This window comes from Allobosea psychrotolerans (genome assembly GCF_002917105.1).
Classification (GTDB): Bacteria; Pseudomonadota; Alphaproteobacteria; order Rhizobiales; family Beijerinckiaceae; genus Allobosea; species Allobosea psychrotolerans.
The window spans coordinates 22,153-43,166 of sequence record NZ_PQFZ01000009.1 but is presented as its reverse complement, the minus strand read 5'-3'; the positions used below and the strand labels follow the sequence as shown (position 1 = coordinate 43,166).

Sequence of the window (21,014 nt, the reverse complement as noted above, 5' to 3'; positions counted from 1 at the left end):
TCATGTCGGCAGAACAGATGCAAGCGGGCCTCGGGCAGTCCGGGCCGGTATCGGCGACCATGCACGCCAAATCCCGTCGCGCCATCGTCGCGGCGACGATCGGCAATATGCTCGAAACCTATGATTTCGCGGTCTATGGCTTCTTCGCGATCATCATCTCCAGGCTTTTCTTTCCCGCCGGCGACGAGACGGTGTCGCTGCTTCTCACGGTCGCGACCTTCGGCGTCGGCTTCTTCATGCGGCCTGTCGGCGCGATCGTGCTCGGCAGCATGGCCGATAGCAGGGGGCGCAAATTCGCGCTGTCTGTGACGATCCTGCTGATGGCGCTGGGCACCGCCATGATCGGGTTCGCGCCGACCTATGCCAGCATCGGCGCCTGGGCTCCCGCCATCATCGTGCTCGCGCGCCTGATCCAGGGCTTCTCCGCCGGGGGCGAGATCGGCGCCGCGACGGCTTTCCTGGTCGAGCACGCGCCACCCGGTTGCCGGGGCTTCTTCGCAAGCTGGCAGCAGGCCAGCCAGGCCTGCGCCCTGCTGCTCGGCTCGCTCTTGGGCGCCGCCGTCACCGGCCTGCTCTCCCAGGAGGCGCTGGAGAGCTGGGGCTGGCGCATCCCCTTTCTGCTCGGCCTGCTGATCGGTCCCGTCGGCTTCTATATCCGCGCACAGACCGAGGAGGCCGAGGAGTTCACCCAGGCTGCCAGCAAGTTGCCTGGTTCGCCGCTTGGCGAGGCGCTGCGCTTCCATAAACGCAGCATCGCCACGGGCTTCGGCATCACGATCACCTGGACCGTCTGCACCTATTTCTTCCTGATCTACATGCCGACCTATGCGGTGCGCCAGCTCCACCTGCCGCAGAGCACGGCCTTCCTGGCCAATGCGGTCAGCCTGGTCGTGCTGCTCGTGCTGGCGCCGGTCTTCGGAGCCTTGTCGGATCGCATCGGCCGCCGCCCGCTTCTGCTCGGTCCCGCTTTGGCCATCGTGGTCTTGACCTATCCCTTGCTCGCGCTCCTCAGCGCGTCGCCGGCGCTAGGGTCGCTGCTCGCCTTCCAGCTCGTCTTCGCCACCCTGATCGCGGCTTTCACCGGAACGGCGCCGGCCGCGATCGCGGAAATATGCCCGGCAGAGATCCGTTCGACCGGGACCTCGATCGCCTACAACCTTGCCGTCACGATATTCGGCGGCTTTGCGCCGTTCATCGCCACCTGGCTGATCGCCAGGACCGGCAACGGCCTGTCGCCGGCCTGGTACGTGACTGCGGCGGTGGCGTTCAGCGCCGCGATCATCCTGGCGCTGCATGGCCGCCCGCGGACCTCGATAGGCCGCGGTGTGCCCGATCCGATCCTGACACCGGTCTCGGCCGGTCGCGAAGGCTGATATCGATCAAGGGCCGAGGGGCGAGCCTCCCGGCCCATTCAGCTGCGGGTCGCAGCGGCGAATTGCAGCGGGGTCAGGCCGAAGCAGCGCTTGAAATGCCGGGTCAGGGCGCTCTGATCGTAGAAGCCGCAATCGACCGCGACATCGGCGATACCAGCGCCTTGGGCGAGGCGGCGGCAAGCCACGTCCAGGCGAAGCTGCGTGACATAGGCATGGGGTGTCAGCCCCGTCGTCCGCTTGAACAGGCTGATGACCTGATACTGGGTCAGCGCCAGCGTCTGGCTGAGGTCGGACAGGGACAGGGCCTCGTTCAGCCGCGCCCGGATCATGTCGAGGGCCGTCTTCAGCCGGGCGCGATCGCGCGGTGCGGGCTCGATGCGGCCGCCGCCGCTGCCATGGCGCGTAAACAGCAGCGCGAAGGTCGAGATCATCAGCTCATTGGCCCGGAGCACGTCGCGCCCATCCTGAAGCACGCCGTGCAGCAGGAGGAAGCGCGAGATGAGGTCGAGATCGGGGAGCAGGTTGCGGGTGAAATAGGGCACCGCTTGGATGCCGAGCCCTCGCGCCACGGCGTCGATCGCCGCTTGCTCGAGATAGAGCGAGCGGTAGCGCCATCTCCGGCTCGCTCCCATCCCGCCCGAATGCGGCTCGGCGGGGTTGAAGGCCAGCAAGGTGGAGGCGCTCGCCTGCTCGACAAGCCCCCTGCTCCTGAAGACGGAGCCGCCGAACTCGGTTGCGGCGATGACGAAAGCCTCGTGGCGATGCGGGGCGTAGTGCTGCGTCCGGAAGTCGGCGCGCATCAGGCTCAGGCCATCCAGGCGCTGGTCCCGCCAGTAATGGGTTACATTGAGCGGATCGATGCGCGCCATGGCACAAACCCTCCCTGATCAATCCTTCGCCTGGATATCCGCCAGCATCGCCGGGGCAGGCTCAGCGCGCTGGACCATGCGCAGCAGCGCATCGACGAGCTGCTGTATGAATGCCGGGTCCAGCCGGCGCGTGCCGAGCAGGATCCGGAACCAGACGGCGCCCGAGAACAGATCGATGACGAAGTCGGCATTGTCGGGAAAGGCGATGTCCCCGCGCGCGGCGGCCCGCTTCAGGATGGAGCGCAGAATCTCGCGGCGCGGCGCGACATAGGCGTCGTGCAATTGGCTGGCGAGGCGGGGATCGGTCTGGGCTTCGGCGATCAGCCCGGAGAGGATGTTGCCGGCAGGCGTGTCCGCATACAACGCCGATAGTCGCTGCAGGAGCCTCGTGAGGTCGTTGGCCAGGCTGCCCGCATTCTCGGCCCCAAGGCCGGTAGGGACGAGCCTGCCATAGACCTCGATGAAGAGCGCGGCCTTGTTGGGCCACCAGCGATAGATCGTCTGCTTGCCGACGCCAGCCTGCGCGGCGATGTCCTCGATCCGAGCAAGGCCATAGCCGCGCCGGCCAGCGATCTCGGCTGCGGCCGCAAGCACGGCCTCATGGGACTGTGCCGATCGGCGGGGAGCGGTGACGGCGGCGGAGGTCATGAGCCAAGGCTAGACGAGACGAAACGTCTCGTCTAGCGCGCTTCTCGCTGGCCTGCAGGCCTGTGACATCGCGATGGGGCGCTCAAAGCCCTCACGATCATGCGCGTTCCCACAACCAGGACGACAAGGCCGAGAAGACGCCCTGCGCCACGCCGGCAACCGAGGCGCTTCCGATCTCGCGGGGTTTGACAGCCCCGGCATCAGGGCGCTATGCCTCATTCATAAAATAAAACACGTTCAAAATACTGAACGATGGGACGAGGCGACAGATGAGTGGGCGAGGCGCCGAGCGCATCCTCGAATTCATCGAATGGCTGGCGCGCCGCTACGAGCCGGCGACGCTTGCCGAGATCACGCAGGCGATGGCGGTGCCCAAGAGCAGCGCCCTGCTGCTGCTGCGCTCGCTGGTTTCGGCCGGCTATGTGCTGCGGCAGCCCGACGGGCTTTATGTGCTCATCCGCCTGCCGGGCGAGCCTTCTCCCGGGCAGCAGGGCTGGGGCACGATCCTGCGGGTCGTCGAACCCGTCCTGCGTGAAGCCGTCGACGCCGCGCGCGAGTCGGGCTTCATCGCCATCCTGACCGAAGGCAAGGTCCGTTACCTCAACAAGCTCCTGCCCATGCGCGAGATCCGCTACGACCGGGATATCTCGCATGCGCGCACCCTGCACGAAGTCGCCAGCGGCATCGTCCTCTTGGCTGGAATGAGCCAAGGCGAGCGCGAGGCCTATCTCGCCGGGCTCGATGAGGCGACGGCGTCAACCGTGCGGGCGCATGTCGAAGCCGCCCAGCGCGACGGCGCCTTCGTCAATCTCAAGGGCGTCGTCGAAGGCGCAGCCGGAATTGCGGCGCCGATCCTGTCGCAGGACGGCAGGGTCGTCGCCGCCCTCAACATCTCGGGACCGCGTGAGCGGATCGCGCAAGACCAAGAGCGCCTGAAGGCGCTGACCATCGCCGCCGCCGCGCAGGCAAGCCACGAGCTTGCGAAGCGCTCGGCGTCCTTTGCGAAAAACACAGGGAGAAACGACCGTGATCAAGGGCCTTCTGACTAGCTTGCTCGCTGCCGCCGCGCTGGTGGCCTCGCCCGGCATCGGCTCGGCGCAGGCGCCTGCCACGCCGAGCTATTACCCCGCCGACTACGGCGCGACGATCGAGGCGTCGCGCAAGGAAAACGGGCTCGTCATCTATTCCAACATGGCGAACAACAACTGGAAGCCGGTGCTCGACGGCTTCCGCCAGAGCTATCCCTGGATCAAGGTCGAGACGCTCGATCTCGGTTCGGGCACCGTGCATTCGCGCTGGGAGGCCGAGGCCGGCAGCGGCGCGCGCACGGCCGATCTGCTGGTCTCCGGCGCCAATGACCGCTGGGCCGCCTATGGCCTGGACGGGCGCATGCTCGACTACAGGAGCCCCGAGGCCGAGAAACTGCCCGCCTTCGGCAAGCCCTATCCCGGCGTGTTCGTGGCCTCGTCCGATCCGCTGGTCCTGACCTATAACACGGCTCTCCTGAAGGAGGGCCAGCGGCCGACCGGCCTCGCCTCGCTCGCCAAGATGGCCGCGGCCGATCCCGGAACCTACAAGGGCCGGATCACCACCTATGACGCGGCGCGCAACTCCTTCGGCCTCGCGGCCTGGTGGCAGACCTTGCACGAGAAGGGCGATGCCGGCTGGACGGCCTTGCGCACGATCGGGCCGATGATCCGCGGAGAGGTCTCGGGCGGGCCGATGAACGAGAAGATCGCGGCCGGCGAATATGTCGTCGGCATCGCGGTCTCCGGCATCACCATCTTCCCGCGCCTCGACGAACCGGGCGGCAAGATCCTCGGCTTCGCCTTCCCCGATGACGGCACGCCGGTGATGCTGCGCGGCATGGGCATTCCCAAGCAGGCGGCCAACATCAATTCCGCCAAGCTGTTTCTCGATTTCCTGCTCAGCAACAAGGGCCAGACCCTGCTCGGCAAGGGCGGTCTCGTGCCCTATCGCGAGGACGTGGCGGAGAGTGAGGTCCGCTACACCTATCAGGGCATCGCTCAGAAGGTCGGCGAAAAGAACATGATCGTCGTCGGCTTCGGCAAGGCGCTGATCGATGAGGCCAAGCCCTTCGTCGAGAAATGGAACGCCGCCATGCAGGGCCGCTGAGGCCGTCCGCACGCCGCAGCCGCCCCGGTGGCTGCGGCCACACTCTCCGATCACAAGGTTGCCGACCGCAAGGTTGCCGATCACAAGGTTCGCCCCATCATGGATGCCGCCCTCGAGCGAACGGGCTTCGACCGTTCGCGCCTGATCTTCTGGAGCGTCGCCGCGCTGACGACGCTGCTCGTCATCGGGCCGATCGCGCCGATCGCGATGCAGGCTTTTCTGAACAAGCCGCTCTATGACGCTTCGGCCACGCTGACCGCGGCCAATTTCGGCCGCCTCGTCACCGAGGCCGGCATCGGCGAGATCGCGCTCAACACGGTGATCTTCGCGGTTCTCTCCACCATCTTCGCCCAGGTCTTCGGGGCGCTCGCTGCCGTCGTGATCGGGCGCACCAATCTGCCGGGCCGGGGCTGGCTCGGCGAGGTCCTGGTCTGGCCGCTCTTCGTCAGCCATCTCGTCATCGCCTTCGGCTGGCTCACCATGTACGGCCCCTCGGGCTACGTCACGCTCGCGGTGCGCAGCTGGACCGGTGTGACGCCGTGGGATCTCTATTCCCTCTCCGGCATGGGCGTCGTCGCCGGGCTGTCGCAGGCGCCGCTCGCCTATCTCATGTGCCTGGGCGCCGTCAGCAAGGCCGATGCGCAGCTCGAGGCTGCCGCGCGCTCGGTCGGCGCCGGTCCGTTCCGAGCGCTGTGGAGCGTCACCGTGCCGATGATGCGCCCGGCCCTGATCTATTCGACCGTGCTGAACTTCGTCGTCGCGATCGAGATGCTCTCGATCCCGCTTTTGTTCGGCGCTCCCAACAAGATCGAGACCATCACCAGCTTCCTCTATGACAAGGGCATCAACGCCGCCGTCCAGCCCGATTACGGCATCGTCGGCGCTGCCGCGCTGATCCTGCTGGCGATCGTTGCCTTCCTGGTCTGGCTCCAGGGCCGCCTCATGGTCGGCAGCAACCGCTTCGTCACCGTGCGCGGCAAGGCGAGCCGGCCTGCTCTGCTTGATCTCGGCCGCTGGCGCTGGTTCGTCTTCGCGGCGGTGTTCGCCTATGTCTTCTTCACCATCGTCCTTGTCTTCGCCGGCACGCTGATGCGTGCGAGCGTCAGCTTCCTGACCCCGCTCGTGCCGTTCTGGACGCTGCTGACGACGAAGAATTTCGACCTGATCCTGCAGACGCCGAACTATATGCGCTCGATCGGCAATTCGGTGCTGATCTCGCTGATCGGCGGCGTCATCGGCACCGTCCTGGTCGCGATCATCACGCTGGTCTCGCGCCGTTCCGAGTTCAAGGGTGCGCGCCCGCTGGAATATATCGCGCTGTTCCCGCGCTCGCTGCCCGGCATCATCGCCGGCCTCGGCTTCTTCTACGCGGTGATCTGGGTGCCGGGGCTCGATGCGATCCGCGGCACGATCTGGATCCTGATCCTCGCCTTCATGGTGCGCTACATCCCGGTCGGCTTCGGCACGATCGCGCCGGCGCTGGCCCAGATCGGCGACGAGCTCGATCGCGGCGCCCGCATCTCCGGCGCCGACTGGTGGACGACCGTGACGCGGATCATCGCACCGCTGCTCAAGCCGGCGCTGTTCTCGACCTTCGCGCTGCTCTTCATCCACTTCTTCAAGGAGTATGTGACGGCCGTCTTCCTGTTCCAGCCGGGCTCCGAGATCATCGGCACGACGATGCTGCAGCTCTGGGCCCAGGGCGATAACGGCCCCGTCTCGGCTCTCGCGACCATCCAGGTCGTCATCACCGCCATCTTCGTGCTCGTCGCACGCCGCGTCCTGGGAGCCAAAATCTATGGCTGATCTCGTTCTCGACCGTCTCACCATCGCCTATGGCAACGTCAACGCCGTCGACGACATCTCGCTCACCGTCCCCTCCGGCGAGTTCCTGACGCTGCTCGGCCCCTCCGGCTGCGGCAAATCGACGACATTGTTTGCGATCTCGGGCCTGAATGAAGCGACCTCCGGCACGATCCGCATCGGCGACAAGGTCTTCTTCGACGGCGCCAGGGGCATCGCCGTGCCGCCGGAGGCGCGCAATATCGGCCTCGTCTTCCAGAGCTACGCGCTCTGGCCGCACAAGACGGTCGCCGAGAACCTCTCCTTCCCGCTGGAGCTGCGCAAGGTCGGGCGCGCCGAGCGCGACAGCCGCATCAAGGAAGGGCTCGAGCTCGTCGAGATGGGCAAATATGCCGAGCGCTATCCCTTCGAGCTCTCCGGCGGCCAGCAGCAGCGCGTCGCGCTGGCGCGCGCCTTGGTCTACCGGCCGCGGCTGCTGTTGCTGGACGAGCCCTTGTCCAATCTCGACGCCAAACTGCGCGAGCGGGCCCGAATCTGGCTGCGCGAATTGCAGGAGCGCCTCAACGTCACGACGATCTACGTCACTCACGACCAGTCGGAGGCGCTCGCGGTGTCCGATCGCATCGCGGTGATGAGCATGGGCAAGATCCAGCAACTGGGTACGCCCACCGACATCTATGAGCGCCCGGCCAATGCCTTCGTCGCCGACTTCATCGGCTCGGCCAATTTCATCGAGGCGGAGCTTGTCGGCCGCTCCGCCGGGCAGGCGCAATTGCGGCTCGGCGACGGCACGCAGCTCGTCGCCAGCTCCTGCCCCGACGCGGTTAGCGGCAAGCTCGTCCTGGCCATCAGGCCCGAGCGAATCGAACTGACCGATGCTCCCGGTGCGAATGTGCTCGGGGCGCGGATCACGCACAGCGCCTATCTCGGCTCGGTCCATGAGCACGAAATGGCCGGGCAAGGCTTCAGGCTGCGGGTCCAGACCAGCCGGGCGGTGAGCTCTCCCGAGGTGCTGGTCCGCATCCCGCCGGAGGCGATCATGATCTTCCAGAACGGCCCCCAGGCGCTTTGAACAAGGGACCCGCTTTGAACAAGGGATCATCGTCATGCTGATGCGCAGCAAGCTCTTCGTCCCCGGCTCGCGGCCGGAGCTCTTCGCCAAGGCGGCCGCCTCGGCCGCGGATTCGCTGTCCTTCGATCTGGAGGATGCCGTCGCCGAGGAGCGCAAGGACGAGGCCCGGGCCCAGCTCGCGGCGTTCCTGCGCGCTCCCGAGGCCTTGCGCGGCAAGACGGTTGTCGTCCGCGTCAATGCGCTCGGCACCCGTCATTTCCAGGCGGATATGGCGGCGATGGTCATGCCCGGCGTGCACCTCGTCAATCTGCCGATGGTCGAGGATGCCGAGACGGTGCGGCAGGCTGCCCTGCTGCTCGACACGCTTGACGCTGCGGCCGGTCGTGGCGAGCCCACCGGGCTGCTGGTCAATATCGAGACGCCGAAGGCCTTGCGCCGGGCGGCCGAGCTCGCAACAGCCCATCCCCGCGTCGCCGGGCTTCAGATCGGCTATGCCGATCTGCTCGAACCGACCGGGATCGACCGGCGCGACGAGGCGGCGCTGGCGCATATCCGCATCGCCGTCCGCCTCGCCGCCGCCGAAGCGGGCGTTGCGGCCTATGACGGCGCCTTCGGCGCGGTCAATGACCCCGACGGATATCGCGCCGAATGCGCGGCGGCCCGGCGCCATGGCTTCGCCGGCAAGAGCTGCATTCATCCGAGCCAGATCGCGATCGCCAATGAGAGCTTCATGCCTGCGGCCGCCGAGATCGCCCGCGCCCGGACGATCCTGGCGGCAGCCGAGGAGGCGCAAGCCAAAGGCGTCGGCGCCTATCTGGTCGATGGCCAGATGATCGATGCGCCCTTCCTGATCCGCGCCCGCGCCATCGTCGCCCTGGCCGATGCGGCCGAGCAAGCGCAAACCAGTCCGGACATCTGAGACATGAGCGAACTTCATCGCCGCGATTATGAGCCGGCTGCCAAAGGCAGCCTCGACGGCATCCGCATCCTCGATCTGTCACGCCTCTTCGCCGGCAATGTGCTGACCCAGGTGCTCGGCGATTTCGGCGCCGAGGTCATCAAGGTCGAGCCGCCCGAGGGCGACACCTTGCGCGCCTGGAAGACCGAGGGCGTCGAGACGCATTGGAAGGTCTATGCGCGCAACAAGAAGAGCCTCTGCCTCAACCTGCGCGACCCGCGCGCCTGCGCGCTGATCCGCGACCTGGTCCCGAGCGCCCAGGTCCTGATCGAGAGCTTCCGGCCCGGCGTGCTGGAGAAGATGGGGCTCTCGCCGCAAGCGCTGCTCGCGATCAATCCCAGCCTCGTCATCATCCGCATTTCCGGCTGGGGGCAGGACGGGCCTTATGCGCAGCGCCCCGGCTTCGGCACGGTCATCGAGGGCGCTTCGGGCTTCGCCGCGATCAACGGCTTTGCCGATCGCGAGCCCGTGCTGCCGCCGATGTATCTCGCTGACGGCATCGCCGGGCTCTATGGCGTCTCGGCAGCGATGATCGCGTTGCGCGAGGTCGAGATCAATGGCGGCAAGGGCCAGGTCGTCGACCTGCCGTTGCTCGACCCGCTCTTTGCGATCCTGAGCCCGCAAGCCGCGAATTACCGCCTGAGCGGCAAGGTCAAGCCGCGCACCGGCAGCCGCTCGACCAACTCCGCCCCGCGCAATGCCTATCGCTGCAGCGACGGCGCCTATGTCAGCCTGTCCGGCTCGATCCAGAAAATGACCGAGCGGCTCTTCCGCGCGATCGGCCGGCCGGACTTGATCGAGGACCCCCGCTTCCGCAGCAATGCCGACCGATTGCGCCATGTCGAGGAGCTGGACGCCATCATCGGCGCCTTCATCGCGCAGCGAAGCCAGGCCGAGAACGTCGCCTTCTTCGAGAAGGCCGAGGTCACGATCGGCCCGATCTACGACACGCCGCAGATCATGGCCGATCCGCATGTGATCGCCCGCGAACTCGTAGCCGATTATCCCGATGAGGAGATGGGCCAATTGCCCATGCACCATGTCGTTCCGCGCCTGCTGGGCACGCCGGGTTCGATCCGCACCAAGGCGCCGCGCCTGGGCGAGCACAACCGCGAGATCCTGGCAGGGCTCGGCCTGACCGAGGACGCCCTGGCCGAGTTGGCGCAGGCCGGCGTGCTCCATAGCGGCTGATCCCAGCCCGTCGATATTCCCAGACCATGCAGATCCAGCAAGGACATCCAGAATGAATCAGACGCTGCTCCGTATCGCCGCTGTACTCCTTGCCCTGTCGCCAGTGCCGACGCTCGCGCAATATCCGGACAGGCCGATCAAGATGGTCGTGCCCTATGCGGCCGGCGGCGGCGCCGACAGCACCGCCCGCATCGTCGGCCAGCAGATGAGCCAGGCGCTCGGCCAGCAGATCGTGATCGAGAACCGTCCGGGCGCCGGCGGCGTGATCGGCGCTGATTTCGTCGCCAAGGCCCCGGCCGACGGCTACACGCTGCTCTTCGATGCCTCGGCCTTCGCCGCCAATCCGACCCTGCGCAAATTGCCCTTCGACCCCAAGGCGGATTTCATCCCGGTCTCGCTGGTCGTGATCGCGCCCAACATTCTCGTCGCCAGCCCCAAGGCGCCGTACAAGACGGTTGCGGAGCTGCTCGACTTCGCGCGCAAGAACCCGGAGAAGGCGACCTACGCCTCGGCAGGCGCGGGATCGGCCTCTCATCTGGCCGGTGAGGCGCTGAACCACACTGCGGGTCTCAACATCGTGCATGTGCCCTATCGCGGCGGGGCGCCGGCGCTCAACGATGTCATCGGCGACCGCGTCTCGCTCTATTTCGGCAACACGGCCTCCACGCTCGGCCAGGTCACGTCGGGCTCCGTGCGGGCGCTCGCCATCGGCTCCCCGAAGCGCTCGCCATTGCTGCCCGAGGTTCCCACGCTGATCGAAAGCGGTCTCAAGGATTTCGAGACGCAGGAATGGAACGGGCTGTTCGCGCCGAAGGGCACGCCGCCGGCGATCGTCGAGCGTCTCTCGCGCGAAATCGTCGCTGCGGTCGCCAATCCGGAGATCAAGGCGAAGCTTGAAAAGCTCGGGCTCGAGCCGGTCGGCAACAAGCCAGACGCCTTTGCACGCTTCCTCGACGACGAGATCGGCCGCGCCGCCGCCACCGTCAAATCCCGCAACATCAAGCTCGATTGAAGCCCATCGATTACGCGGAGGAGCCGCCGATGGCGGATGATGGTCCGGTCCCCAACTCCGCAGGCATGGCGGCGCCTCGCTCCGCCGTGCCGGCCGGCGCCTGCGACGCGCATTGCCATATCCTGGATCCGCGCTTTCCGAGCCCGGATGCGGAAAAGCCGTCCGGCATGACGTTCGACGACTACCGGCTGCTGCAGGTGCGTCTCGGCACGCAGCGGGCGGTGGTCGTGCAGTCCAAGTTCCATCGCCAGGACCATGCCTGCCTGCTCGACGCCTTGCGCCGCTTCGATGGGACCGGTCGCGGTATCGGCGTGCTCGATCCCGGCGTCAGCGACGCCGAGCTGAAGCGACTCGACGCGGGCGGCGTGCGCGGTCTGCGCTTCAGCGTCTGGAATCCGGCCGACACCGTCACGACCATCGCGATGATCGAGCCGCTGGCCCGGCGCATTGCCGATCTCGGCTGGCATGCGCAGCTGCATATGATGGGCGACCAGATCGTCGCGCATGCCGCGCTGCTCAAGCGCCTGCCATGCGCGATCGTCTTCGACCATATGGGCAGGCTGCCGCCGTCACTGGGACCGCAGCACGCAGCCTTCGCGGTGATCGGCGATCTGCTCGCCGCGGGCCGGGCCTGGGTCAAGCTCGCCGGCGCCTATCTCAACACGCAGATCGGCGCGCCGGATTACCCCGACGCCGGCGCGATCGCGCGCGCCTTCGTCGGTCTCGCGCCCGAGCGGCTCGTCTGGGGCAGCGACTGGCCGCATGTCACGGAGCCGGCCGGGCACAAGCCCGATGACGCCGTCCTGCTCGATCTCCTCGACGGCTGGTCCGGCGCCGAGGCGGTGCGCAGGCGCATCCTCGTCGACAATCCCGCAGAGCTTTATGGTTTCGGCTGAGATCGCAGCCATTTCGCTTCACAACCCCTTGAGACTGGGCACCCCGCTATGAGCAATGTCGGCTTCCGGATTTTCCGAAGGATCAACCGCCCCGATCCGGGCCTGGTCCGAGCACTGGCCGTGATCCCGGTCGCCAACATCGCCGACGAGATGAACCGGCTGTTCTGTCTGGATGCCGCGATCCGGCCGTGGAACCGGGCGCTGATGGCGGGCTGTGCCTTCACGGTGCGGGCCCGGCCAGGCTGCAACCTCCTGGTCCACAAGGCGCTGGACATGGCCGCGCCCGGGGATGTCGTGATCGTCGAGGATGGCGGCGATCTCACGACGGCGCTCGCCGGCGAGAATATGGTGCTCTGGGCGCGCAAACGCGGCCTCGCCGGCCTGGTGATCGATGGCGCGATGCGCGATGTCGACGCCATCCGCGAGCTGGATTTTCCGGTCTATGCGCGCGGCGCCACCCCTCGCGGCCCGCATCGCAACGGGCCGGGCGAGATCAATGTGCCGATCTCCTGCGGCGGTGTCGTCGTCAATCCCGGCGATATCGTGCTCGGCGATGGCGACGGCGTCCTGATCGTTCCGCCGCGCGAGGCGCAGGCCATCCTCGAGCGCGCCAAGGGCAAGCTCGCCAAGGAGCTCAAGACTCGCGAAAGCATCGCGTCGGGCACATGGGACCGCTCGGCCTATGCGGACGAAGCCCTGACGCGGATGGGCTGCGACATCATCGATGCGGCGTTCGAGCATAGCAGCTGATCACATGCAGACCGGGCCCCGTCTCTCGACAGGGCCCGGCGCTGTGCAGGGCTAGCGCCCGCCATGCTCGAATGGCCGTCACACGGCGTTGGGCTGGCGGAAAGCCGCCTCCATCTCGCGCCGGACGCGCACGGCCTGGCTGTCGGGATCATAGACGACATCGTCCCATTTGATCCGCTGGCCCTCGGCGATCTCGGTCTTCAGCTTGACGTTGTGAGCCAGGCCGAGCGGCAGATAACCCTCCTTCAGCGAGGCATCGGCCGGGGTCTGCTTGCCCCAGACGCAGAAGCCGCCTTCGCCATCGAGCATCTCACCGGGCGCGAGCTTGCGCTTGGCGGTGGCGACGACGTCGGAGTTGAAGCAGATCGGGGCGCCGGTCGGCTCCTTGCGCAGCGCGGCCGAGGCCACCGAGATGCCGAGCTCCAGGCCGATCATATGGATGGGGCGATAGAGCGAGGCGTATTTGCCGGTCTTGTCGGGCAGCATGCTGTATTCGCGGAAGCACTCCTCGCTATAGGCGCTGTCGCTCTCGAAGACGACATAGGTGCCCATGACCAGCGAGTGCGGCACGTCGCTGCCGTCGCGATAGACCGAGGAGGTGACCTCGGTGACGCCTTTGCGCTCCAATACGCCGCCATCCGCCTTGGGCTTGCAGATCTCGGCATGCTCGAAGCGCGTCGCCGGCGGGAAGGACAGGCCGTCGGCCTGTGAATGCAGCCCCGTGGCGTTGCAGACCGCCGTCATCTCGATGCCCGACTTCGTGCCGTCGACGAAGGAGTTGAACATCTTCGGATTGATCGAATTGCGATCCTTGATCTTCATGTATTTGTCGAGGATGTCCCAGACCGTGTCGGGCGTCGACTGGTGGTAGGTTGGGTGGTAGCGCGTGCCCTTGCCGGCGGAGACCACCTTGAAACCGGCGGCGCGGGCCCAGTCGACATGGTCGGCGATCAGGGCCGGCTGGTCGCCCCAGGCGAGCGAATAGACCACGCCGGCCTGCTTCGCCTTGCGCGCCAGGAGCGGCCCGGCGACCGCGTCGGCCTCGACATTGACCATGATGATATGCTTGCCGTGCTCGATCGCCTTGAGCGCGAAGCGGATGCCCGCGCCGGGATCGCCCGTCGCCTCGATGATCACCTCGATGCCGGGATGCGTGATCAGCGCCTCGGCATTGTCGGTGACGATCGTTGAGCCGTTCTTGAGCGCGTCTTCGACAGAGGTCGCGGCGTATTGCTGCTCGGGCCAGCAGCCGAGCTTGAGCTGCGAGCGGGCGCGGGCGGGGTTCAGATCGGCGACGCAGACGAGATGCATGCCGTCGGTCGAGCGGACCTGCGACAGGAACATCAGGCCGAACTTGCCCGCTCCGATCAGTCCGACGGTGACCGGCTTACCCGCGGCCTGACGCTCCAGCAGCATGCGATGCAGATTCATGACGTGTCCTCCAGAGCGTTTTCGAGCGAAGCGGGTACCGGTTCGCGTGAAGAAAACGCGTTAAAACAAAGGCCTAGAGCGGATTCAACCGCGCCGGCCGCAAGGCCGGATCGCGAGCGGTCTTCGGGAAAAGCGTCGCGAAGGCTCGGCCGGGAGAGGCGCAGACAGCCGCCGCGGCCGTCGCCGGGCTTGAGGCGACATCCTCTTTGGTCATTGCGCTTCCCTGTCGAGCGGCGGGTTGTCGCGACCAGAGGTCAATATGCCCCGCCTTGCTACGACCCTGAGGTTAGGGAGCGGCCGGCATCGGGGCAATTCAGATTATCTGCACCAACGATGTAGAACGGCTAAACTGTCGCCGTTTCCGCATGCTGCACTAGAGCAGGATACGAAAAAGTGGGAACCGGTTTTTCGCGATCGATCCTGCTCTAACACTTTGGTGAGAGACGGATTCAGATTTCAGACGGAGCCACTTTGTGACTCCGTCTGAAATCATCCGGCTCTAGCGAACGCTCCCGCTCGGCCCGGAGCCAGTCGAGGAAGGTGCGGGTCTTGCGGTGCCGCAGATGATTGTGCGGGCAGACGATCCATTGCGTCGCGACCATGACCTCGGGGGCGTCACGGACCGGGCGGATCAGGGAGCCGTCGGCAAGCTCGCGCCAGGCGAGCAATTCGCTTTCGAGCGCGATGCCCATGCCGCTGGCAGCGGCATCGATCGCCATATGGCTGCGGTCGAAGAGGACGCGATGCCAGCGCCGCTCCGGCTCGACGCCGGCCTCGGCGAACCAGCGCGGCCATTGCATCTGCGACTTGACGGAGTGGATCAGGCGCTGCTCGGGCAGATCCGCGGCGGTGATGCTGGCAGCCGGCAGCAGCGCGGGCGAGCAGAGCGGGAAGAAGCGCTCCTTGCCGAGCCCCTCGATGAACAGGCCGGGCCAGACGCCTTCGCCATGCCGGATCTCGATATCGACGTTCTCCTTGCTGAAATCGGTCGGTTCATTGGTGCCGTCGAGCCGCAACTCGATATCCGGGTTGGCGTCGACGAAGCTGTGGAGGCGCGGCAGGAGCCATTTGCTCGACACGCTGGGCGCGGCCCGTACCGTCAGGGTCGTGGCCGAGCGGATGCCGCGCACATGCTGCGTCACATCGGCGATATGCTCGATCTCGCGCCCGACCATCTGGAAATAGCGCTCGCCGGCTTCGGTCAGCGTGATGTTGCGGCCGACCTTCAGGGTCAGCGCCGTTCCCAGATGCAGCTCCAGCGCCTGGATCTGCTGGCTGACGGCAGACGGCGTGACGCGCAGTTCCTCGGCGGCGCGCGAGACGCTGCCGGCGCGTGCCACCGCATGGAAGACGATGATCGAGCGGAACGGAATCTGCATCGCGAACCTTTAAGGTCAGCTAAAAGGACGCGAAATATAACTCAATTGTGCGCAGTGGCCAGCAATCTAGGCTGACGCTGCTGGAGACGGCCGCAAGGTCGGCGCCAGAAGGGAAAGCCTCCGGTCAGAGAGGCGTCAGGAACGCTGGATACCGGCCAAAGGTCGGACCGCCCAAGGAAGAGGACCGCTCGAACAGCCCCCGTCATAGCCGAATACGCGCATGTCCCGCTGCGGGATGTGCCGGCGCCGCCATGCGCGCCGCTCGACGCGGCCGGCGCTCAGTCGGGGCGTGGGTTTCAGGCCAGGCGCAGCCAGACTCGAACAGGATACCGACGCGCATCAGCGACGTTGGAGACAATATTCAGGAGGACCGTCCATGCCAGATCACCAGAAGCCGTCATCCACACCCGCATCGTCGCCATGCGCGACGCTGACCCGGCGCAGCCTCCTCGCCGGCGCGGCCGCCATCCCGCTCGTCGCCATCCGCACCGGGCCGGCGCGCGCTGCCGAATTCGAGTACAAGCTCGCAACCGGACAATCCCTGACGCAGCCGATCAACACCCGGCTCGGCGAAGCCGCGCTGCGGATCAAGGAAGCGAGCGGCGGCCGGATCGAGATCCGCTTCTTCCCCGCCTCGCAGCTCGGTTCCGATACCGATCTGCTGACGCAGATCAGGAGCGGCGGCGTCGATTTCCTCAACATTGCCGGCTCGGTGCTCTCGACCGTCGCGCCGCTGGCGGGCATCGCCAATGTCGGGTTCGCCTTCGCCGATTACGGCCAGGTCTGGAAGACGATGGATGGCGATCTCGGCAAGCTGATCGCCACGCAGATCGAGAAGACCGGCGCGCTCGTCGTCGCCAAGCCGGCCGACAACACCTTCCGGCAGATTACCTCCTCGGCCAAGCCGATCAGGACGCCGGCCGACCTCGCCGGCTATCGCATCCGCGTGCCGGTCTCGCCGATCTTCACCTCGCTGTTCAAGTCGCTCGGCGCCAGCCCGACCTCGATCAATTTCAACGAGCTCTACACGGCACTGCAGACCCGCCTCGTCGACGGCCAGGAAAACGGGCTCGTCACCATCGAGGCCGGCAAGATCTACGAGGTCCAGAAATACGTTTCCGAGACCAACCACATCTGGGATCCGTTCTTCATCCTCGGCAACCGGCGCTCGATGAAAGCCTTGCCCGACGCACTGCAGGAGGTCGTCAGGCGCGAACTCGACCGCGCCGCGCTGGAACAGCGCGAGGATACGACCAAGCTCAACACCACGCTGAAGGGTGAGCTTGTCGCCAAGGGCCTGACCTTCGAGGCTGCCGACAAGGAGGCTTTCCGCAAGGGCCTCAGCGCGGCCGGCTTCTACAAGGAGTGGCGGGCTAAGTTCGGCGAGGACAACTGGAAGGCGCTCGAGGCCGTGGTCGGGGCGCTGGCATGAGCGCGGCGACCGGCGATCCGCATTTGGTCGCACTCAACCCGGGGCGCAGCTCCGGGTTGATCGGGAGGATCGAGCGCGGCTTGCGCCTGCTCGTCGAAATCCCAGCCGCGGCGGTCGTCGTCGCCGAGGTCGTGATCCTGTTCCTGGGCATTCTCGCCCGCACCTTCCACCAGCCATTGATCTGGTCGGACGAACTGGCCTCGATCCTGTTCCTCTGGCTCGCCATGCTGGGCAGCGCCATCGCCGTCCAGCGCGCCTCGCATATGCGGCTGACCTTCTTCGTCTCCTTCCTCTCACCGCGCGCCGAGGCCTGGGCGGCGACGCTCGCCGCCGGCGGCGTGGCGATCTTCCTCGCCCTGATCCTGCATCCGACCTGGGAGTATATGGAGGACCAGTCCTTTGTTGAGACGCCCGCGCTCGGCTGGCCCGGCACCATCCGCGCCGCCGCCATTCCGGTGGGCTGCCTGATCGCGCTGGTCAGCGTGCTCCTGAGCCTGGCGCGGCATTCCTGGCGCGACGTACTCTCAGTTGCGGCGCTCTATGCGCTGATCGCCGGTGCGCTCTATCTCATCGGCCCCTCGCTCAAGGGGCTCGGCAACTGGAACCTGCTGATCTTCTTCGTCGGGCTGCTCGGGCTTGCCGTCATGGCGGGCGTGCCGATCGCCTTTTCCTTCTGCCTGGCGACGGCGGCCTTCCTTTTGATCACGACGCGGACGCCATTGCTGGTCGTGGTCGGGCGCATCGACGAGGGCATGAGCTCGCTCATCTTGCTTGCGGTGCCGCTCTTCGTCTTGCTCGGGCAACTGGTCGAGGCGACCGGCATGGCGCGCGTGATGGTCGCCTTCCTGGCCTCGGTGCTCGGCCATGTCCGCGGCGGCATGTCCTATGTCATGCTCGGCGCGATGCTGCTGGTCTCGGGCATTTCAGGCTCGAAGACCGCCGACATGGCGGCGATCGCCCCGGTGCTGTTTCCGGAGATGCGCAAGCGCGGCATGAAGGACGGCGAGCTGGTCTCGCTGCTTGCCGCCTCCGGCGCGATGAGCGAGACGATCCCGCCCTCGATCGTGCTGATCGCGATCGCCTCGGTCACCGGCGTCTCGATCGCGGCGCTGTTCACCGCCGGCATCCTGCCGGCCTTGGTGCTCGCCTTCGTGCTGGCGCTGGTGGCACGCTATCGCGCCGGCAAGGAGGACGATGCCAGCGTCAAGATCGAGCGTGCGCCGATGTCGCTCGTGGCCAAGACGCTCTGGATCGCGATTCCCGCGCTGATCCTGCCCTTCCTGATCCGCAGCGCCGTGGTCGAGGGCGTCGCCACTGCCACGGAAGTCTCGACCATCGGCATTGCCTACAGCCTCGTGCTCGGCCTCCTGATCTATCGCGGCGGCCTGGTCTGGCGGAACGCCTTGCCGATGCTGGTGCAGACGGCCTCGCTGTCGGGCGCGATCCTGTTCATCGTCGGCGCAGCCAGCGCCATGGCTTGGGCCCTGGCGCAATCGGGCTTCTCGCATGAACTCGCGGCCCGCATGGCCGGCGTGCCCGGCGGCGCCAACGGCTTCCTGCTGATCTCGGTGATCGCCTTCATCGTGCTCGGCAGCGTGCTGGAAGGCATTCCCGCGATAGTGCTGTTCGGACCGCTGCTGTTCCCGATCGCCAAGCAGTTCGGCATCCACGAGGTGCATTACAGCATGGTCGTCATCCTCGCGATGGGGCTCGGGCTGTTCGCGCCGCCTTTCGGACTTTGCTACTACGCCGCCTGCATCATCGGCGACGTGCCGCCCGACGCCGGCATGCGCCGCATCTGGATCTACCTGGCCTGGCTCTTCCTCGGCCTGCTGCTGATCACCTTCATCCCGTGGATCTCGATCGGGTTTCTATAGGATGGACGGCCCGACGCTCTTGCATTCCGCTTATTCTGACGCAATATAGCGTCAGAATAAGCGGAGAAAGGGAGAGCGTCATGGGTCTCGCGCAGTATGCAGATGACGGCATTTTTGCTCCTCGCAAAATCGCCGACGTTTTCCGCACCACCAGTGAAGAGGTTGCCCGCACCGCTGGTCTCGGCAAGGACGCCGTCCAGCGCCGTGACCGGATTCAATCGGACCGGACGCAAAGCCGGCTGCGCGAGATGATCGAGGTGATCAACAAGGTCGAGCCGCGCTTTGGCTCAGCGCTGATCGCCTATGCCTGGTATCGTTCGGAACCACTGCCCGGGTTTTCCGGCCAGACCGCCATGCAGCTTGTGCGCGCGGGTCGTGCCGAAGATGTTCTCGACTACGTCGACGCTGTGGATGCAGGCGTCCACGCCTGACGATGGCGCTCAACTACCAGGGGAAGCTCTATCGCGCGCTCAATCCGCTTTATGCGCGCGAACCGCTGTCCGGCCGTGGAGCGGAATTATACGGCGGACGGTTCAACCCAAAGGGCGTGCCGGCGCTTTATACCTCGTTGTCTGTCATGACAGCACTGCGCGAGGCCAACCAGGTCGGGAGCCTCCAACCAACCACGCTCGTTTCCTATGAAGCAGCGATCGAGCAGGTCTTCGACACGCGCGACACCCCGGCAATCGCTGCAGAGGACTTCGACGCCGATCTGCTCGCGGCGCCAAGCTGGCGCGACGAGGTGAAGGCGAATGGCAAGTCTCGAACGCAATCCTTCGCGCAGCGATTGATGGCGAAGGGCTATCGCGGGCTCTTGGTCCGCAGCTTCGCTGCCGGGGCCGGAGCGAATGATCTCAACCTCGTACTCTGGGCTTGGAGCGATGCCCCACCTGCCCAACTCATCCTGATCGACGACGAGGGCAGGCTGTCCAAATAGGACCGCCCTGTTGGCTCCCAGCATGATTCAACAGGCGAATCCCAGGAGCTTAGAAAAACTGCTTCGCGAGCTTCAGCCCCTGGCCCTGATAGTTCGACTTGATCGACTGTCCATAGAGCTTGTCGGGGCGCTCGATCATGTTCTCGAAGACGATCGTGCCGACCCTCTGGCCATGGTCGAGCATGAACGGAACGTCGTGGCTTCTGATCTCGAGGACGATCTTGCTCTTGCCGGAAGAATCGGTGATCCGGCCGAAGAACGGGTCCAGGAAGCCGGCATAATGCACCCGCACTTCTCCGACCGCCGTGTCATAGGCGATCATCTCGGCCGCCTCGTTCTCATTGATGACGATGTCCTCGAGCGAGGCCATGATGTAGAATTCGTCCGGGACCAGGACGAGTTCGCGCCGGCCCGGGCGGCATTTGATCGGCTCCCAGAAATCGTTCCGATCGTATTCCCCGACCTTTTGCAGATCGATCAGGCCGGTGGTCTTGCGGGCCCGGTAGGCGATGACCCCGTCGGCCGCCGCGCCCTCCAGGTCGATGGAGACGGAGATCGTCCGGTTCGCCGGCTGCGCCGCGTCGGAGGCGTGGTGTCGGAAGCGCAACTGGCTCAGCGTGTCGCCGGCGCGCGCGATGATCGGAAACGAGCGCGGCACGACCTCCGCATAGAGCGGCCCGTCATAGCCCGCCGGGATCTCGTCGAAGGACGTGCCGCCATCGGCGATCAAGCGGACGAAGATGTCGAGGCGGCCGGACGAGCTCTTGGGATTGGCGCGGGCGCTCGTATCCGCCCCCAGCGAGACGCGCTCCTGCAGCGGGATGATGTGGACGCAGTTGCGTTCGAGCACCTGCGGCTTGGACAGGTCGACCTCATGCGTCGCGAGATCCTTCAGCCTCTCCGAGACCGCTTTGCCCTTGCCCGGCAGGAAGCTGGTCGGAACCCTGAACGCCGTGGCGCCGAGCCGCAGATCGAGACTCGCGGGCTGGATCAGATCCTCATGGATCGGAGAACTCGCACGTATGGTCCCGTTCGCGATCGCCGAGCGAATGGTCTGCGAGGGCCAAATTCCGTAATTCATACTCAGATGTCCGTTCAAGGGCTCGGCGAGAGCTTACAGCGAAAGCAAAGCGCAATCCGTGCTTCCCGCGCAGCCATCCACAGTGCTGTTTGGCTGTCCTGGCTGTTTTGGGCGTCTCGACGCGGCAAATCGGCGCTTGAATGCGCCTGCTGGGTCCTGGATCGGCATC

General features: G+C 66.1%; 19 protein-coding genes. 14 read left to right on the top strand and 5 right to left on the bottom strand.

What is annotated here, in order from left to right:
* Positions 1-2: 2 nt before the first annotated feature.
* Positions 3-1,373: an MFS transporter gene (locus tag CYD53_RS16140; protein ID WP_103719122.1), complete on the top strand. Its 1,371-nt coding sequence runs from the start codon at positions 3-5 to the stop codon at positions 1,371-1,373.
* A gap of 38 nt (positions 1,374-1,411) precedes the next feature.
* On the opposite strand, the gene CYD53_RS16135 is transcribed toward CYD53_RS16140, so the two are convergent.
* Together CYD53_RS16135 and CYD53_RS16130 are read right to left on the bottom strand one after the other, a co-directional pair.
* Positions 1,412-2,242: an AraC family transcriptional regulator gene (locus CYD53_RS16135; RefSeq protein WP_103719121.1), complete on the bottom strand. Its 831-nt coding sequence runs from the start codon at positions 2,240-2,242 to the stop codon at positions 1,412-1,414.
* A gap of 18 nt (positions 2,243-2,260) precedes the next feature.
* The gene (locus CYD53_RS16130; RefSeq protein ID WP_103719120.1) at positions 2,261-2,890 is read right to left on the bottom strand and encodes a TetR/AcrR family transcriptional regulator; all 630 of its coding nucleotides are present in this window, start codon (positions 2,888-2,890) and stop codon (positions 2,261-2,263) included.
* Positions 2,891-3,159: 269 nt separating this feature from the next.
* Here CYD53_RS16130 and CYD53_RS16125 point away from each other — a divergent pair, with 269 nt between their 5' ends.
* The 9 genes from CYD53_RS16125 (at position 3,160) to CYD53_RS16085 (ending at position 12,708) form a co-directional block, all read left to right on the top strand.
* Positions 3,160-3,939, top strand: a complete 780-nt coding sequence (locus tag CYD53_RS16125; protein ID WP_103719119.1) for an IclR family transcriptional regulator domain-containing protein — start codon at positions 3,160-3,162, stop codon at positions 3,937-3,939.
* Complete coding sequence (locus tag CYD53_RS16120) at positions 3,917-5,026, top strand: ABC transporter substrate-binding protein (protein WP_210202356.1); 1,110 nt, start codon at positions 3,917-3,919, stop codon at positions 5,024-5,026. Before CYD53_RS16125 ends, CYD53_RS16120 begins: the two co-directional genes overlap by 23 nt.
* Before the next feature lie 99 nt (positions 5,027-5,125).
* Entirely contained in the window at positions 5,126-6,832 is a 1,707-nt protein-coding gene (locus CYD53_RS16115; protein WP_103719270.1) for an ABC transporter permease, read from the top strand.
* Positions 6,825-7,901 (top strand): ABC transporter ATP-binding protein, encoded by a 1,077-nt coding sequence (locus CYD53_RS16110; RefSeq protein WP_103719118.1) that lies wholly within the window; start codon positions 6,825-6,827, stop codon positions 7,899-7,901. The genes CYD53_RS16115 and CYD53_RS16110 overlap by 8 nt, the downstream gene beginning before the upstream one ends.
* A gap of 34 nt (positions 7,902-7,935) precedes the next feature.
* On the top strand, positions 7,936-8,820 hold the full coding sequence (locus tag CYD53_RS16105) for an HpcH/HpaI aldolase/citrate lyase family protein (protein ID WP_245928269.1): 885 nt from the start codon (positions 7,936-7,938) through the stop codon (positions 8,818-8,820).
* A gap of 3 nt (positions 8,821-8,823) precedes the next feature.
* On the top strand, positions 8,824-10,050 hold the full coding sequence (locus tag CYD53_RS16100) for a CaiB/BaiF CoA transferase family protein (protein WP_103719117.1): 1,227 nt from the start codon (positions 8,824-8,826) through the stop codon (positions 10,048-10,050).
* A 52-nt stretch (positions 10,051-10,102) separates the two neighbouring features.
* Positions 10,103-11,062, top strand: a complete 960-nt coding sequence (locus tag CYD53_RS16095) for a Bug family tripartite tricarboxylate transporter substrate binding protein (RefSeq protein WP_103719116.1) — start codon at positions 10,103-10,105, stop codon at positions 11,060-11,062.
* Positions 11,063-11,091: 29 nt separating this feature from the next.
* Positions 11,092-11,958, top strand: coding sequence for an amidohydrolase family protein (locus CYD53_RS16090; protein ID WP_103719268.1), 867 nt, complete (start codon positions 11,092-11,094; stop codon positions 11,956-11,958).
* A 48-nt stretch (positions 11,959-12,006) separates the two neighbouring features.
* Positions 12,007-12,708, top strand: coding sequence for an RraA family protein (locus CYD53_RS16085; protein ID WP_103719115.1), 702 nt, complete (start codon positions 12,007-12,009; stop codon positions 12,706-12,708).
* 78 nt (positions 12,709-12,786) lie between these two features.
* Here the strand turns inward: CYD53_RS16085 and CYD53_RS16080 are convergent, their stop codons facing one another.
* Complete coding sequence (locus CYD53_RS16080) at positions 12,787-14,139, bottom strand: NAD(P)H-dependent oxidoreductase (protein WP_103719114.1); 1,353 nt, start codon at positions 14,137-14,139, stop codon at positions 12,787-12,789.
* A 449-nt stretch (positions 14,140-14,588) separates the two neighbouring features.
* On the bottom strand, positions 14,589-15,518 hold the full coding sequence (locus tag CYD53_RS16075) for a LysR substrate-binding domain-containing protein (protein WP_103719113.1): 930 nt from the start codon (positions 15,516-15,518) through the stop codon (positions 14,589-14,591).
* A 376-nt stretch (positions 15,519-15,894) separates the two neighbouring features.
* On the opposite strand from CYD53_RS16075, the gene CYD53_RS16070 reads away from it, so the two are divergent.
* The 4 genes from CYD53_RS16070 to CYD53_RS16055 all read left to right on the top strand — a co-directional run bounded on the left by CYD53_RS16070 (position 15,895) and on the right by CYD53_RS16055 (position 19,764).
* Positions 15,895-16,950, top strand: coding sequence for a TRAP transporter substrate-binding protein (locus CYD53_RS16070; protein WP_103719112.1), 1,056 nt, complete (start codon positions 15,895-15,897; stop codon positions 16,948-16,950).
* Entirely contained in the window at positions 16,947-18,827 is a 1,881-nt protein-coding gene (locus CYD53_RS16065) for a TRAP transporter large permease (protein WP_103719111.1), read from the top strand. Before CYD53_RS16070 ends, CYD53_RS16065 begins: the two co-directional genes overlap by 4 nt.
* A gap of 80 nt (positions 18,828-18,907) precedes the next feature.
* Positions 18,908-19,258 carry an antitoxin Xre/MbcA/ParS toxin-binding domain-containing protein gene (locus tag CYD53_RS16060; protein WP_103719110.1) on the top strand — a complete coding sequence of 117 codons (351 nt, stop codon included), beginning with the start codon at positions 18,908-18,910 and terminating at the stop codon, positions 19,256-19,258.
* A 2-nt stretch (positions 19,259-19,260) separates the two neighbouring features.
* On the top strand, positions 19,261-19,764 hold the full coding sequence (locus CYD53_RS16055) for an RES family NAD+ phosphorylase (protein WP_103719109.1): 504 nt from the start codon (positions 19,261-19,263) through the stop codon (positions 19,762-19,764).
* Positions 19,765-19,813: 49 nt separating this feature from the next.
* Here CYD53_RS16055 and CYD53_RS16050 read toward each other — a convergent pair whose 3' ends face one another.
* Positions 19,814-20,845 (bottom strand): 2'-deoxycytidine 5'-triphosphate deaminase, encoded by a 1,032-nt coding sequence (locus CYD53_RS16050; RefSeq protein ID WP_103719108.1) that lies wholly within the window; start codon positions 20,843-20,845, stop codon positions 19,814-19,816.
* Positions 20,846-21,014: the final 169 nt, after the last annotated feature.

Coding starts and splice junctions, on each gene's coding strand:
- CYD53_RS16140 (WP_103719122.1), top strand. CDS start 3: ATGTCGGCAGAACAGATGCAAGCGGGCCTCGGGCAGTCCGGGCCGGTA.
- CYD53_RS16135 (WP_103719121.1), bottom strand. CDS start 2,242: ATGGCGCGCATCGATCCGCTCAATGTAACCCATTACTGGCGGGACCAG.
- CYD53_RS16130 (WP_103719120.1), bottom strand. CDS start 2,890: ATGACCTCCGCCGCCGTCACCGCTCCCCGCCGATCGGCACAGTCCCAT.
- CYD53_RS16125 (WP_103719119.1), top strand. CDS start 3,160: ATGAGTGGGCGAGGCGCCGAGCGCATCCTCGAATTCATCGAATGGCTG.
- CYD53_RS16115 (WP_103719270.1), top strand. CDS start 5,126: ATGGATGCCGCCCTCGAGCGAACGGGCTTCGACCGTTCGCGCCTGATC.
- CYD53_RS16110 (WP_103719118.1), top strand. CDS start 6,825: ATGGCTGATCTCGTTCTCGACCGTCTCACCATCGCCTATGGCAACGTC.
- CYD53_RS16105 (WP_245928269.1), top strand. CDS start 7,936: ATGCTGATGCGCAGCAAGCTCTTCGTCCCCGGCTCGCGGCCGGAGCTC.
- CYD53_RS16100 (WP_103719117.1), top strand. CDS start 8,824: ATGAGCGAACTTCATCGCCGCGATTATGAGCCGGCTGCCAAAGGCAGC.
- CYD53_RS16095 (WP_103719116.1), top strand. CDS start 10,103: ATGAATCAGACGCTGCTCCGTATCGCCGCTGTACTCCTTGCCCTGTCG.
- CYD53_RS16090 (WP_103719268.1), top strand. CDS start 11,092: ATGGCGGATGATGGTCCGGTCCCCAACTCCGCAGGCATGGCGGCGCCT.
- CYD53_RS16085 (WP_103719115.1), top strand. CDS start 12,007: ATGAGCAATGTCGGCTTCCGGATTTTCCGAAGGATCAACCGCCCCGAT.
- CYD53_RS16080 (WP_103719114.1), bottom strand. CDS start 14,139: ATGAATCTGCATCGCATGCTGCTGGAGCGTCAGGCCGCGGGTAAGCCG.
- CYD53_RS16075 (WP_103719113.1), bottom strand. CDS start 15,518: ATGCAGATTCCGTTCCGCTCGATCATCGTCTTCCATGCGGTGGCACGC.
- CYD53_RS16070 (WP_103719112.1), top strand. CDS start 15,895: ATGCCAGATCACCAGAAGCCGTCATCCACACCCGCATCGTCGCCATGC.
- CYD53_RS16065 (WP_103719111.1), top strand. CDS start 16,947: ATGAGCGCGGCGACCGGCGATCCGCATTTGGTCGCACTCAACCCGGGG.
- CYD53_RS16060 (WP_103719110.1), top strand. CDS start 18,908: ATGGGTCTCGCGCAGTATGCAGATGACGGCATTTTTGCTCCTCGCAAA.
- CYD53_RS16055 (WP_103719109.1), top strand. CDS start 19,261: ATGGCGCTCAACTACCAGGGGAAGCTCTATCGCGCGCTCAATCCGCTT.
- CYD53_RS16050 (WP_103719108.1), bottom strand. CDS start 20,845: ATGAATTACGGAATTTGGCCCTCGCAGACCATTCGCTCGGCGATCGCG.